The organism is Candidatus Neomarinimicrobiota bacterium, assembly GCA_021734025.1.
In the GTDB taxonomy this organism is placed as follows: domain Bacteria; phylum Fidelibacterota; class JAANXI01; order JAANXI01; family JAANXI01; genus JAANXI01.
The window spans coordinates 35,261-49,682 of sequence record JAIPJS010000011.1 but is presented as its reverse complement, the minus strand read 5'-3'; the positions used below and the strand labels follow the sequence as shown (position 1 = coordinate 49,682).

10 protein-coding genes and 2 riboswitches are annotated in these 14,422 nt (G+C 51.4%); of the genes, 2 read left to right on the top strand and 8 right to left on the bottom strand.

The features are described from left to right. Positions 1–113: 113 nt before the first annotated feature. The 8 genes from K9N57_12055 to K9N57_12020 all read right to left on the bottom strand — a co-directional run bounded on the left by K9N57_12055 (position 114) and on the right by K9N57_12020 (position 11,374). Positions 114–305 carry a hypothetical protein gene (locus tag K9N57_12055; GenBank protein MCF7804918.1) on the bottom strand — a complete coding sequence of 64 codons (192 nt, stop codon included), beginning with the start codon at positions 303–305 and terminating at the stop codon, positions 114–116. Positions 306–421: 116 nt separating this feature from the next. Beyond that, positions 422–2,050 carry an L-aspartate oxidase gene (gene nadB / locus K9N57_12050; protein MCF7804917.1) on the bottom strand — a complete coding sequence of 543 codons (1,629 nt, stop codon included), beginning with the start codon at positions 2,048–2,050 and terminating at the stop codon, positions 422–424. Between the two features lie 33 nt (positions 2,051–2,083). Further along, on the bottom strand, positions 2,084–4,828 hold the full coding sequence (gene polA / locus K9N57_12045) for a DNA polymerase I (protein ID MCF7804916.1): 2,745 nt from the start codon (positions 4,826–4,828) through the stop codon (positions 2,084–2,086). A 516-nt stretch (positions 4,829–5,344) separates the two neighbouring features. Continuing rightward, positions 5,345–7,816 (bottom strand): TonB-dependent receptor, encoded by a 2,472-nt coding sequence (locus tag K9N57_12040; GenBank protein ID MCF7804915.1) that lies wholly within the window; start codon positions 7,814–7,816, stop codon positions 5,345–5,347. A 252-nt stretch (positions 7,817–8,068) separates the two neighbouring features. After that, positions 8,069–8,170, bottom strand: a riboswitch (TPP riboswitch). 18 nt (positions 8,171–8,188) lie between these two features. After that, on the bottom strand, positions 8,189–8,872 hold the full coding sequence (gene tenA, locus K9N57_12035) for a thiaminase II (protein MCF7804914.1): 684 nt from the start codon (positions 8,870–8,872) through the stop codon (positions 8,189–8,191). After that, entirely contained in the window at positions 8,863–9,660 is a 798-nt protein-coding gene (thiD, locus tag K9N57_12030; GenBank protein ID MCF7804913.1) for a bifunctional hydroxymethylpyrimidine kinase/phosphomethylpyrimidine kinase, read from the bottom strand. The genes tenA and thiD overlap by 10 nt, the downstream gene beginning before the upstream one ends. Next, positions 9,657–10,316, bottom strand: coding sequence for a thiamine phosphate synthase (gene thiE, locus K9N57_12025; GenBank protein MCF7804912.1), 660 nt, complete (start codon positions 10,314–10,316; stop codon positions 9,657–9,659). Before thiE ends, thiD begins: the two co-directional genes overlap by 4 nt. Then, positions 10,316–11,374: an AIR synthase family protein gene (locus tag K9N57_12020; protein MCF7804911.1), complete on the bottom strand. Its 1,059-nt coding sequence runs from the start codon at positions 11,372–11,374 to the stop codon at positions 10,316–10,318. The genes thiE and K9N57_12020 overlap by 1 nt, the downstream gene beginning before the upstream one ends. Before the next feature lie 54 nt (positions 11,375–11,428). Next, a riboswitch (TPP riboswitch) is annotated at positions 11,429–11,526 on the bottom strand. Between the two features lie 165 nt (positions 11,527–11,691). On the opposite strand from K9N57_12020, the gene K9N57_12015 reads away from it, so the two are divergent. Together K9N57_12015 and K9N57_12010 are read left to right on the top strand one after the other, a co-directional pair. Continuing rightward, entirely contained in the window at positions 11,692–13,677 is a 1,986-nt protein-coding gene (locus tag K9N57_12015; GenBank protein ID MCF7804910.1) for an oligopeptide transporter, OPT family, read from the top strand. Beyond that, on the top strand, positions 13,674–14,240 hold the full coding sequence (locus K9N57_12010; protein MCF7804909.1) for a DUF84 family protein: 567 nt from the start codon (positions 13,674–13,676) through the stop codon (positions 14,238–14,240). The genes K9N57_12015 and K9N57_12010 overlap by 4 nt, the downstream gene beginning before the upstream one ends. The last annotated feature ends 182 nt before the right edge of the window (positions 14,241–14,422 follow it).

Genomic DNA, 14,422 nt, shown 5'->3' with positions numbered 1-14,422 from the left:
GTGTTTTTAAAATCAGTGTTAGCGTATTTTTGTGCTATCGTTGGTAGTCGCGGGTTTAGCCGCGTTTTTGTTCGTTATTGGTTGTTTTTCAATCTTCATTCTGCATTTTCCCTTCAAAACCAAAACCCGCTGAAGCGGGTACTACCAACAGCTTTTACGTTTTCCATTCCCTTTGTTCTTTTTTGTTTCTCAATCTCCGGTTTTACACTTCTTTCTTCTTCATTTTTCAATCTGTCTTCTTCAATCGGGCTGGGAAGATGGGCGCTTGGTAATTGGGTATTGGAAATTGGACATTCGATATTCAATCTGTCCCTTTCTCCATTCTCCTTTTTACTCCTATACCTTATACCTTTATACCCTTATACCTCCTTACCTTGTATTCTGAAATTTACCATTCAGTTCCTAATCATCACAACGGTAATTATTTTGCCGTTTGCCAGGGACGAGCGTGTCGCTGTATTACCGTATCATGTTTTTCCGCTTCCTTTGTTTCGGGATAATCGGTGGTATAATGCAACCCGCGGCTTTCTTCGCGTTCCAGGGCGGATCGTATCATTAAATACGACACTGCCGCCAGGTTCCGGAGCTCCAGGAGTTCGCTGGTGACTTTCGTCCTGCGATAAAAATCCTCCACCTCTTCATTGATTACGAGCACCCGCCGAAACGCCCGCTTCAGGCGAACATTACTCCGAATAATTCCGACGTAATCCCACATCAATTCCTGCAACTCCTGGCGATCGTGCGAGATCAGTACCCATTCCTCTGCATTTTTCGTACCCCGATCATCCCATTCCGGGATATCGCCCCTGGGTACCGTAACCCACTCATCCCGGTTACTCGCTATCCATCGAATAGCCCGGTCGGAGAACACGACAGCCTCCAGCAGAGAATTACTAGCCAGCCTGTTTGCGCCGTGGACGCCCGTACAGGCGACTTCGCCAATAGTATACAGTCCGTTGATATTGGTCCTGGCGTTTAGATCAACATCGATTCCCCCGCACACGTAATGCGCCGCCGGTACGACGGGAATCGGTTCCTTTGTGAGGTCATATTTATATTCCAGGCAATGCTGGTAAATATTCGGGAAGCGGGACTTGAGGTCTTCGGCGTCCTTGTGGGTAATATCCAGCAGGACGTACGAGTCACCACTCTTTTTCATCTCGGTATCGATGGCGCGCGCCACAATATCCCTGGGAGCCAGTTCGGCCCGTTCATCATACTTCGGCATGAACCGATCGCCACTCCCGGTTAACAACTTTCCTCCATACCCCCGTACCGCCTCCGATATCAAAAAAGACGAATTCCCGGGATTGTAAAACAGAGTGGGATGAAACTGGACGAATTCCAGATTAGCCAGTATGGCACCAGCCCTGTACCCCATGGCGATCCCGTCGCCGGTGGCGATATCTGGGTTGGTACTATGCAAGTACGCCCGCGCAGCGCCGCCGCTGCAAAGCATTGTGTTTGAGGCGCCATAAGGAATGACTTCCCCGGTAGATATTTTGAGGACGTACGCCCCAAAGCAATGCAAATCATCAACATCCGCGATATGACGTGTATGGTGCTCGGTGATGAGATCCACCGCCATATGGTTTTCCAGCAGCGTGATATTGGGGTGATTTTGGGTCGCTTCAACCAGCGCCCGCTCGATTTCCCAGCCGGTAATATCCTTATAATAAAGAATCCTGGATTGAGAGTGCCCGCCTTCTCTGGAAAGGGCATAATCGTTCGCACCATCTTTGGAAAACCGGACGCCCCAGTCAATCAACTCCCTCACCCGATCCGGACCTTCCTTCACCATAGTGCGTACGGCCTCTTCGTCACAAAGTCCGGCTCCGGCGGTCAGCGTGTCCTGCACATGTTGTTCGTAGGAATCGGTGGAATCCCAGACTGCCGCAATGCCGCCCTGGGCGTAATTAGTATTGCTCTCTTTATGTTCCTTTTTTGTGACGATCGTGACCGATCCGATTTCCGCCGCCTTCAGCGCAAACGAAAGCCCTGCGATACCCGAGCCAATCACCAAAAAGTCTGAATGTTTTACCGGTGTCATATATTCTTCCGGAAAGCGTTGTTGGAGAGATATTTAATGGGCATCATACCAATCTTTTGCCACCCCAACGTCCACCACTATCGGTACGTCCAGGTCCAGCGCTCGCTCCATAGTCTCCACCACCAACGATTGGAGTGCTTCCTCTTCGTCCTTTTCCACCTCGAAAACCAGTTCATCGTGAATTTGCAGGATCATCTTCGAACGAAATCCCTGTTCTTCCATAGATTTATGCAGCCGGACCATGGCAATTTTAATCATATCCGCTGCCGTACCCTGGATCGGCATATTGATAGCGGCACGCTCTGCTGCTTCCCGGACATTCCGATTGGAGGAATCGATATCCGGCAGATACCGGCGACGTCCGAACAAGGTGCTCACATATTTGTTCTCCCGTGCTTGAGCAATGGTATTGGTGATGTAATTGTTAATACCGGGGTACTTCTCAAAATAGTTGTTGATAAGATCCTGGCCTTCGCTCACAGAAATGCCGAGTTCGTTGGACATCCGGTACGGACCGGCGCCATACATGATCCCGAAATTCACCACCTTGGCCTTCCGGCGCATATCAGGGGTAACGTTTTCCAGTTCCACGTCGAAAACCAGCGCCGCCGTCGTGGAATGAATATCCTCCTCGTTTTGAAACGCCTCTTTCAGCGTGGATTCATCTGACAACTGCGCCATCAGACGTAATTCGATCTGTGAATAATCCGCCGCCATGATCAAATTTTCTTCCTTCTCGGCAACAAAGGCGTGTCGGATTTCCCGGCCAAGGTCTGTGCGAATAGGAATATTCTGAAAATTCGGGTCGCTGCTGCTGAGGCGACCGGTAGCGGCCACCGTCTGGTTAAAATTTGAATGGATCCGGTTGGTACGCGGATGAATCAGCGCCGGCAGCGCATCGACATACGTAGACTTCAGCTTCGAGATTTCCCGGTAATCCAGTATTAACCCGGGCAGTACGTGCTCCTTTTTGAGCTCCTCCAGTACCTGGGCGTTTGTGGAATATCCTGTCTTGGTCTTTTTAATCGGCGTCAGACCGATATCCTCGAACAGAATTTCCGAGAGCTGTTGGGGTGAGTTAATGTTGAACTCTTTATCAGCGGCGCCAAAAATCTGCTTTTCTAGCTTGTCCAGCTCCTTCTGCAGATTCGCGGACATTTCCTCAAGAAATTCACGGTCGACATAGACCCCGTTGTATTCCATCTGCACCAGCACGTGCATCAGGGGGAGCTCAATATCCCGGAACAGATCGTAGAGTTCGACATCTTTCAGTTTATCCCGCAGTACATCCGTCAGCTGTAGTGCGATGTCCGCGTCCTCGGCTGCGTATGGTGTAACCTTTTCGATGGCAATATCTGCCATATTTTTTTGATTTTTTCCGCGCTTCCCGATGAGCTCCTCAATGGGCTGCATCTGGTAGCCGAGATACTCCATACTCAGGTAATCTTCCTTGTAACTCCGGGCTTCCGGCTTCAGCAAATAAGCCGCGATCATGGTGTCGAACGCCACATTCGGTACCTGCACATCGTGACACTTCAGCACCAAGATATCGTATTTGATATTCTGCCCGGTGATTGCTGTTCCGTTCTCCTCGAACAGCGGCGATAGAATTTCAAGCGTTTCCTCCAACGTCAGGATACCGCTGAGTTCACTTTCGTTCAGTAGTGTAATGGTAATCCCACGGCCAGAATTATTTCCGTATTTTACCGGGATGTATATCCCGCTGTCCTGTTCCCAGGAGATGGCAATACCAACGATGTCCGCCTGCATGGGATCGACGGATGTCGTTTCCAGATCGACGGAGACAATATCTTCCTCCAGGCACTCCTCGACAATATCCAGCAATTCATCCCTGGAAGTGACTACCCGATAATCTTTTTCCACCTTTTCCGGTTCACCGTCTCGAAATTCTTCTATATGATCGATGAGGGAGAAAAATTCGAACTCCTTGCAGAAATCAACGAGATTCTGATAATCAAAATCCTCCCATTGCAGGGAATGAAAATCCTCATCAATCGGAGCGTCGGTGACAATGGTAACCAAATCCTGGGAGAGTAGCGCCTGGTCCCGGTTTTCCAACAGGCCTTCTCTGGCGCGCTTGCCGGAGAGATTTTCCGCCTCTTCCAGCGTTTTCTCCAGCGTGCCGTATTCGTTCAGCAGCTTCCGCGCTGTCTTTTTCCCGATGCCGGGTACGCCGGGGACATTATCGCTGGAATCCCCCATGAGCGCCAAATAATCGACGATCTGCTCCGGATAAACGCCAAATTTCTCCTTCACAGCATTCCGGTCCCAGATCTCCGGATCGCTGCCCTTTCCGGAGGTATTGTACACATAAATTTCCTCGTTCACCAGCTGGGCAAAATCCTTGTCGCCGGTCACCAGATAAGTTCTGACCCCCTCCGCTTCTGCCACGTTTGCGAGCGTAGCCATCACATCATCTGCCTCGTAACCGGGATACTCGATCACCGGAATGTTCATATACTCGGTCATCTTCTTCAGGTCATCCAGCTGGTCTGCCATTTCGTCCGGCATTTTCTCCCGGGTGGCCTTGTATTCCGGATACTTCTCGTGCCGGAAGGTCTTCTCCGGCGTGTCGAATACCACCGCGATATAATCGGGATGCTCATCCCGGAGAATCTTCAACAGGGAGTTAGTAAAGCCAAAGATTGCGGAAACATTGCGGCCATCAGTTGTGGTGAGTGGATTGCGGATGAAAGCAAAATGGGCCCGGTACGCCAGCGCCGAACCGTCGATAAGATAGAGAGACTTCTCTGCCATAGGGTGATTTCTTTCCGGCTCCGAATTTTAATTTCAACGCAGTAATTATACGGAGTTCGTAATCCAGACGCAACGGGTAGGAAGCGGATGTTGCATTTTGGGAGGTTATTGGGCGATCATCTGCGGCCGGAACCCGGTCACGAATGGCTGGACTAAAATACACAACACCGCCGGTGACCTGGTTAAGGTCAACCGACGGTGTGGGACGCCACCGATTATTTAATACATCGGTGACTTACAGGAGGAGTCCTTTAGAGATTAGAAAAAACAACGTTCTAACAAAGAGACAGCCTATCAGATTTCTGAATCATTACTGCAGGAACGACAAGGGATTCGTTTCTGGTTTTGCTTCTCTTATCCCCGGGCTGAAGCCCGAGGCTATTCATGTTACGCCCCTTCGGAGCGTTTTCTTCTTTCTCCGCATTATCTCCCGCTTCAACCCGGTTCGCGGACTTTTAGCGGGAGTCCATGATTATATCCCCTATACCCCTATACCTTATTCCCCTATACCTGGTGTCAAAAATCATACTTCATACTCAGGAAGTAATTCCGGGTAGCGCCGGGGAAGAAATCGCCGCCTTCTCCATGGGTTGCATACAGCACATCAAAGATGTTATTCACGGTCAGCGTTAGATTCAGGCTACCACCGGACACTGGGAAACGGTAACCGAACCGGGCGTCCCAGACGTTATAGGGATCGACGACAAACTCCTCTTCTTCGAAATTCGTCGTGTACTGTTTCCCGACGAACTGACCGTGCAGCCGGGCAAACCAGCGGTCCTTATTGTACTGGAACTCCAGGTTCCCCATCTGTCCCGGGAAGCCGGCAATGGTGTTACCGTCCAGTGTATCCGACTCGCTCCACCCGAAGCTGGTGTGCTCAATGAATACGTTCCGGGACACCGTATAATTTCCGCTCACCCGAAGTGACGGCAGAATCTTGTACGCGCCGGAAAATTCCGCCCCGTAATGCCGGGTACGATCGGCATTTCCCGTAATAGGCTGACCAAAACGATCCAACTGGCCGTTACTCACGATCTCATTTCGAAAATCCATGAGATAAAAATTGAGGTTCAGGGTCGTCCTGGATGTCCGGTATCCGGCCCCGGCTTCATAATCGAACAACGTCTCCGGATGCACCAACGGCTCATCGTAATTGAAGGAGCCGTCGTTCCGCCGTTCAAAGTTCGGCCGAATCAATCCCCAGGACGCCGGTTGACTGGCTTCTGCAGCGTCGTAATAGTTCTTCAATCGCGGTTCCCTGGTCGTCTTTGCCACATTCAAATATCCGTTCAGCCGGTCGGTGAAATTCATGTTCACGCCGACGCTAGGGTTCACAAACAGGTACGGAACATCGAACTCATGATTTAAGAACTTTTCATTATAAAATCGGTATTCCTTGCTGGTGAATTGTACATCGAACAACAAGTTAACACTGGGGGTCAGGTTGTAATTCTCGTGGAGAAATACGGAATAAATACTTTTGGCGCCGTTGTACTCGTAATAGTGTCTTCCGCCTGCTCCGACATTTTCGTCTCCCAGCGATACCACATTAGTCTCCGAGTTGAGCGTATCATTGAATACTATCCCCTCGGTCTCCTGGATGCGTCCCCAGTGAAGTGACCCGTGCGCCCGAACAGCCAGTCCCGCAGTCAGTTCCCCCTTTCCGTGATTCCAGATGTATCGGTGCAAAAGTCCGCCCTGCTTGTTATCAACATAGGCCCGAATCATGGTATTACCCGCCATGGAGACGGTACCGAGACTATCCGCCCATGAATTCGGCGCAAAGTTCGAAGGCGACAACCGGTAATAGGACGGCGGCGCCCAGGAACCGTCATAGTCGAAATAGCCGTAACCCCGAATAAAGTAGAGCGTGTTACTAATTTTCAGGTTCTCGGTAAGATTCCACTGGTGTATCAGCTCGTAATGCGGCTGATTAAACCACTCCTCATCCTCCGTAAATTCGCTGTAATTGCTGCGACGGGCATTTCGATCGTCCAGGTCTTCCTTGGGAACCCCGTAAAACGCCAGGCCATCATTCTGGGGACCTCCGTAGGTCTGAAGTTTGACGATATGATTATCGCTAAAATATGCCAGCCCAGCGAAGTAGCGCGTGAAATCCATCCAGGCCCAGTCCCGGTAATTGTCGGTGGTAATCCGGGTCAGGCGCCCGTAGCCGACCCAGTGATCGTTGAGCAGACCGGTACTGCCCTCGGCACTGAGTTTCCGTGTATTATAACTGCCAAATTGCGTCTCGACCTTGAAATCGGGCTCCCAGCTGTAATTTTCCGTGATCAGATTCACGCTCCCGCCAATAGCCGCCGGTCCATAGAACGCCGTCCCAGCGCCGCGCTGCACCTGGATATCGTCCAGTGAGCCGACCAGATCAAAGAAATTCAGCCAATAGACATTATGATCCTCGGGATCATTTTGGGGAATTCCGTTGATCAGCACGGAAATCCGCCGCTGGTCGAATCCACGGATGTTGAGATAGGTATATCCCATTCCGGTCCCGGTCTCTGAGTACGTTTTTATGGATGGCAAATCCGACAGCATCACCGGGATATCTTCGATGGGATCGCGGTACTGTAACTCCTCTTTCGAAAGCGAAGAAAACGTAACCGGAGTCTTCCGTTCGATGGCCCGGGTCGGTTCCACAATTACCCGCTCGCCGCGGATTTCCGTCGGCTGCAGTTCAATATCAATCTTCAGCGCCGAATTATTTATACGAATAGTTTCATTATATTCCTTATATCCGATATGCGTCACCCGCAGGGTATACGAACCATCCGGTACGTCCGGAATGACGAACTCTCCTGCCTCGTTAGTGGCCGCTCCGTAATCGGTTTTTACCAGCAGCACGTTGGCGCCGACCAGGGCTTCCCCGCTGGTTGCATCGGTCACCGTCCCCTCAATGGTACCGTCCGCGAGGATAATTCCCGGCAACAAAACGGCCAAAAACATTAGATTGTATAACTTCGAGTGCATCTGTTACTCCTTATTTGGTTGGTTATTGAATTCAATCCCTTGCCGACTCAATGTAGAGACGTGCCATGGCACGTCTCTACAATTAATATTTTCAATAGCTTATCATGTGTTCCACGCCACTTCATTTTTTATCATTTCAGGAAGAACAAATTACTTGATATTACATTTTCACACAGCCTCCACGGCACGTCTCTACCGTGTGTTTTTGTCCCTCCAATAAAAAACCGCTCTCCCCAGTGAAGGGAAAAGCGGTTTGGCTTCAGTGCTTCTCCCTTCGCCGGCATGATCCGGATCAGGTTCAGAGGGTCTGATCTCAGCCTCCCGGATAACCGGGAGACACCCCTGAATCATCTCTGTGCGTTGTATTTTACATTACGGCAACCATTCCTCCATGTGGTAGGCACTGTCCCAGAACATCCATTCCAGCCGACTGGATCGCACGAACTGCGTTTTCATCTTCGCGTGCGTTCGCTCCGAAGTACGGCGCACCACCTTATTGGTGATATCGATCGCCTGCTCCACTGCCTCGCCGAACTCCTCGCCGGAATAGGTGTCGATCCAATCCTGATAGGGATTATCGTCAACCGCTTGTTTATAGATGTAATTTCCGACCTCCCGATAAATCCAGAAGCACGGCAGCAGCGCGGCCACACTCTCCGGATAACTGCCGGTTGATGCCGTAGCAATCAGGAAGTTGGTGTAATTGAAACAGCTTGGGGATTTGGGGCCAGTCGCATCCACATCGTACTGCTCGAAATACGACTCATGAAGCGCTCGTTCGGTGACTATAGCCCCCTGGGCAAATTCGATGAATTGCTGTAATTCCTTCGGCTCTTCAGCCCGAGCGCCGGTGATTGCGAGTGCCCTCGAAAAATCTTCCAGATAGAGTGCATCCTGCTGGAGGTAAAATTTGAAAATCTCCAGATCCAGCTCACCACGAGTCAGTTCGGTAATAAACGGATGCTCGAGAATGGACTGATAGATATCTTCGATCTCTGCCCAGAGAGAATCGGTAAACACCTCACTTGCCGTCGCTCCTGTGTGTTTCAAAACCATCGTGACTCCAGTCCCACCAGATGATTCGTGGGGCCGTGTCCGGCGCCTATATCCAGGCCTTCACGGATGGCTTCGTTGATATACCGCTTTGCATTGCGTATCGCCTCCAGCGGCTGGTTACCCTTCGCAAGACCCGCCGCAATCGCCGAGCTGAAGGTACATCCGGTACCGTGCGTATTTTCACTCTTGATATATTCCGCGCGTTCATGATAAATCCGGTTCCCATCGAAAAGCACGTCGACTGCCTCTTCTCCGGTGAGATGCCCGCCTTTGACCACAACCCACTGACATCCCAGCGATTGCAGGGCGCGGGCGGCATCCTCCATATCATCAATGGTATCAATTTCCATATCGAGAAGTTCGGATGCTTCATGCAGGTTGGGGGTAATCACCGCCGCCAGCGGCAGCAGTTCTTCCCTGATTGTTTCTCTGGCCTCTTCAGCCAGCAGTGGATCACCACTCTTGGCGATCATCACTGGATCTACCACCAGGTTCGGCAGAGTAAATTCCCGGACCGCGTCAGCCACCGTCTGCACAATTTCTGAGCTCGCTAACATCCCGGTTTTCACCGCATCTACACCAATATCGTCTGCTACGGATTTAATCTGCTCGCGGATCAGATCTCTCGGAAGCGGATGCGCTGACTGGACGCCCACCGTATTCTGCGCAGTAATTGCCGTAATAGCGGACATCCCGTGGGTTCCAAATGCCATAAAGGTTTTCAGATCTGCCTGGATGCCTGCGCCGCCACCACTGTCCGATCCCGCGATAGTTAGTACTTTTTTCATACCAGATTACCCTCAGGTTGGAGGTTTTCAATTGTCTCTTTTATGTCCCGGGTCGCTTTGGTGATATCGTCCGCTTTCATAATGGCTGAAATAACTGCCACACTGTCAGCTCCGGCTTCAAAGATAAATGAGAGATTCTCAGGTCCAATACCGCCGATAGCGACAATAGGAAGCGTCGTTTCCTGTTTCACCTTTCGGACGAGATCAAGCCCCTGAGGTGCAACTGTATCGTGCTTGGTTGACCGCGCCTCATACACGGGTCCGAGTCCAAGATAATCCACGCCCTCTTGCGCCATCTGCTCTGCTTCTCCCTGGTACCGGGCCGATCCACCAATGATCTTGTCCGGACCGAGGATCTCCCGGGCCACCGAAATCGGGATGTCGTCCTGCCCCAGGTGGACGCCATCGGCATCCACCGCCTGGGCAATATCCAGACGATCATTCACGATGAAATCGACATCGGCCTTCCGCGTGATTTCCCGGAGTTCGCCGGCAATCTCGTATAACTCGGCGCTAGAGCAGTTTTTTTCGCGAAATTGTATTACGTCAGCCCCACCAGCCATAGCCGCTTTTGCAGCGTCCTGGTGAGATTTTCCGGAAATATCGGAATCCGTTATAACGTAGAGTCTCCACCCGGCTATGCGCTCGGATTTCATCATTCACCTTCGGCCGCTTTGCCGTACGCTGCCCAAAATGGGTCCGTCTTCGGATGCACCAGTTCATGCTCTTTACCGTCTTCAAAATACCGTGTGCCCTCGGACCCGGGCGTCACTTCTCCGACAATACTGGCCGGAATATCCTTACCTTCAAGGCGCCGGATAATCTCATCAGCCTTGTGCGCCTTACTGGTGATAATAAGTGTTCCTTCACTGATAGAGATATACGGGTCAATATCCCAGAGACGGCAGACCTTTTCCACGGCATCCTGCAGGATAATCTCATCCTTCTCAATGTTCAGACCGACGTCGGATGCGGTGGCAATCTCAGCGAGTCCGCCCCAGATGCCGCATTCGGTGGCATCATGCATACCGGTGACGCCATTCTCCCGCACACCGACCTCCGCAGCCGTAAGCGCTTCCTCTACGACCGACATTTGCCAGAAGATGTCTTCGGCTTCGTTGGCCGTCTCCTTGCCGTACGCCTCTTCCACTTTCCCGGGAAAAGTCACGGCAAACAGCGCCGAAGCTTCTATGGCAGGTCCCTTCGTGACAATTACCCTGTCTCCCGGTTCCGCCATAGCCGGCGTGACGTATTTATCTTTGGAGCCGATAGCAAATACGGTGGCACCGCCAACCATTGGATAGTTGCACCCCTCGTACCGGCCTGTGTGTCCGGAAACGATGGCAATACCAAGCTTCTCGCATTCCTCGTGGATTACCGACCACATGGATTCAAGCTGGTCACGTTCCAGTCCCAGTGGCATATTTAGATCAATAGTCATGTGGCTCGGCGCCAAGCCGGACGTGGCAGTGTCCGACGCCAGGATATGGACCGCAAACCACGCCGATCGTTCCCATCCGTATGGCGGTACAATGAATACCGGGTCCGTACTCATGGCCTGCACCTGGCCGTTTCCGAGGTCGATCACTCCGATATCCACTCCGTGCTGCGGGCCGACCAGCACATCATCGCGTTTTTTCCCGAGCCTCGGTAAAATTATCTCGTCAAACACTTCCGAGGATACTTTGCCTACTTCCGGCAGATCTGAAGCCATAGCTGACACCTCCATAACGCAAAAAAGCCGTTGCCTCCATGCAGGGAGCAACGGCTTAATTCCAATTCCACTCCCTACGCTGGTATTATCCAGATCAGGTCTTACGGGTATGATCTCAGCCCCGATGTATCGGGGCACCCCTTTCGCATATTTGTTCTGTAAATATGGCCAAACTTCACATTATTATCAAACGATTTCCAAACGTTGGCTACAAGTATATTATTGGAATGCCTTGATTCATTTTTGCCGCAATTGTACTTTTCTTTTCCATTTCAGAGGCACGATGCACACTGATAACATAACAGAAAGGTATTTTCGTGGCCCAGGATAAACAGACCGTTCCCGATAATGTAAGTCTTCCTGAAATCACCCTAAAAGCTATCCTGCTTGGGATTGTTCTGAGTATAGTATTAGCCGGAGCAAACGCCTATCTCGGGCTGTTTGCCGGGATGACAGTCTCTGCATCGATTCCCGCAGCAGTTCTCTCCATGGGAATACTCAGATTGTTTCGGTCCTCCAATATTTTGGAAAATAACATCGTTCAGACGGCGGCCTCTGCGGGCGAATCGCTGGCGGCCGGTGTAATCTTTACACTGCCAGCCCTCATTGTGATGCGGTACTGGACCACCTTTGACTATCTGGAAACAACGCTGATCGCCGGACTGGGCGGAGTCATTGGAGTGCTCTTCACGGTGCCGCTGCGTCGTGCGCTCATCGTGGAAGAGGGCCTGAAATTTCCCGAAGGTATAGCCACAGCCGAAGTCCTTCGTACAGGGGATAAAGGTGGGTCCAGCGTGAAATATATCGCCCAGGCGGGCATTATTGGTGCATTGTTTAAATTCGGGGAGACCGGGCTCCGTCTCTGGACAGGGGTGGTTGAAACAGCCACTAAGGTCGGTTCGGGAATCGCCTATTTCGGTTCGAACCTCTCTCCGGCTCTTATATCAGTAGGGTATATTGTCGGAATTAATATCGCTGTGCTCGTCTTTCTCGGCGGTGCTATCAATTGGCTGGTAGCCATCCCGATATTTGCTATGTTTCATGAGTGGCCAATGGTTGCTGGAGAGCCGATGGCTGCCGTGGAATGGGCTGGTGAAATCTGGTCTTCCCATACCCGGTTTCTCGGTGTTGGTGCGATGGTTATTGGCGGTCTCTATGCCCTGGTCAATTTGCGCTCCTCGATTGTCACCGGAGTGAAATCAAGCTTGGACACCTATAAACTGGGCGCCACCAGAAGTTTTTCCGATATTGCGCGGACCGAGCGTGATACGCCTATCAAATGGGTTGGAATCTTACTGCTTCTGTCGATTCTACCGATTTTCGGGGTCTATTTTTATGTGATTCAAAGCGCGGGTCCCTCCATTCTAATGGCGGTAGTCATGCTCATTGCCGGGTTTCTTTTCTCAGCAGTCGCTGCATATATGGCCGGGCTGGTAGGCAGTTCCAATAATCCGATATCCGGTGTAACTATTGCCACGATACTTTTCTCCGCGTTAATGCTGGTGGCACTCCTGGGTACCGGGGATCCCAAAGGGCCGGCGGCGGCAATATTTATTGGTGCCGTGGTCGCGTGTGCTGCGGCAATCGGTGGTGACAATATGCAGGATCTGAAAGCCGGCTATCTGGTTGGAGCCACCCCCTGGAAGCAACAGGTGATGCAAATGGTTGGCGTACTCTCGGCGGCGGTCGTACTCGCGCCCGTGCTGATTTTAATTGAAAAAGCATATGGTATTGGTGTTCCGACCGAAGCCCATCCGAATCCGCTGGCGGCGCCCCAGGCCACGCTGATGGCCTCCGTGGCCGACGGCGTCTTTAACCAGAATCTTCCCTGGGGGATGATCGGAATCGGAATGGCAATCGCCATCCTGGTCATCGTCCTGGATAAAATTCAGGAAAAGCGCGGTGCGGAGTTTCGCCTGCCGGTATTGGCTGTGGCTGTTGGTATTTACCTTCCGTTCGAACTCTCGGTGCCTATTTTCCTCGGCGGTCTTGTCTCGTGGGCAGTTCAACGTGGGCTGGAAAGCAGGAAATCCATTGCCACCGGCGACGATCTTGAACGATTGGAGCAATCCGGTGACGCAGCAAAGAATCGTGGACTCCTGTTTGCTTCAGGACTTATTACCGGAGAAGCGCTCATTGGGATTCTGATGGCGATTCCAATTGTCATTTCCAGCAAGGCGGACGTTCTGGCTATCGTTCCGGAACCGCTCGGAACCTGGCCCGGAATCCTGTTACTTGCCGTTGTGATCCTTTGGCTTGCCAAGGTAGCACTGCCCCGGCAGAAGGATCAGAACACCGCATGATAGTCGGTATCGGTAGCCGGCGGGAGCCGAAAGTCGAAGCAGTCCACTCCGTCTTTGCTCAGCTAACCGAAAAATACCCTGATATAGCAGAGAGCACCTTCTATCCCAGGGATGTGAACTCCGGTACGCAGGAAACTCCAGTTACTATTGAACAGCTAATGAACGGTGCCTACAACCGCGTTCAGCACCTGAAATCTCAGTTGACATCCGAAGGTATAGAAGCAGATGTATTTATCGGGCTTGAGGGCGGCACGCATCAGAAAGTGCATCACGGCCAACGTTTTACCTTTCTGCAAAGCTGGGCGTACGTCGAAACTCCCCGCTTTGACGGCTACGGAAGTTCCGGTAATCTAATGCTGCCGGAAGTCATCACCAGTGCGCTATACGAGGAAGAACGTAGCCTCGGCCGGGTCATTGATGAATTTATCGGCAAAAGTGGTATCCGGAATAACGAGGGAACGTTCGGTGTCCTTACCGATGGCTTTATTCCCCGTCAACATTCGTTCGAGACAGCCCTGTTTTTCGCGCTGGCGCCGCTTTACAATTCCAGAAGATACCATTGATTGATTTGTACATCTGTTTGAGTAATACATTACCCACTAACCGTCATTCGAGCTGTTCCATCCCACTCGATACATAGAACTATTCCGAGCAATTTCCAAAACGCCTGAGGAGCCGTTTGGAGATTAGCGCAGATCGGTTATATTTAGGGCACTAAAAATTGGTCATACAGCAAACGAGGTCG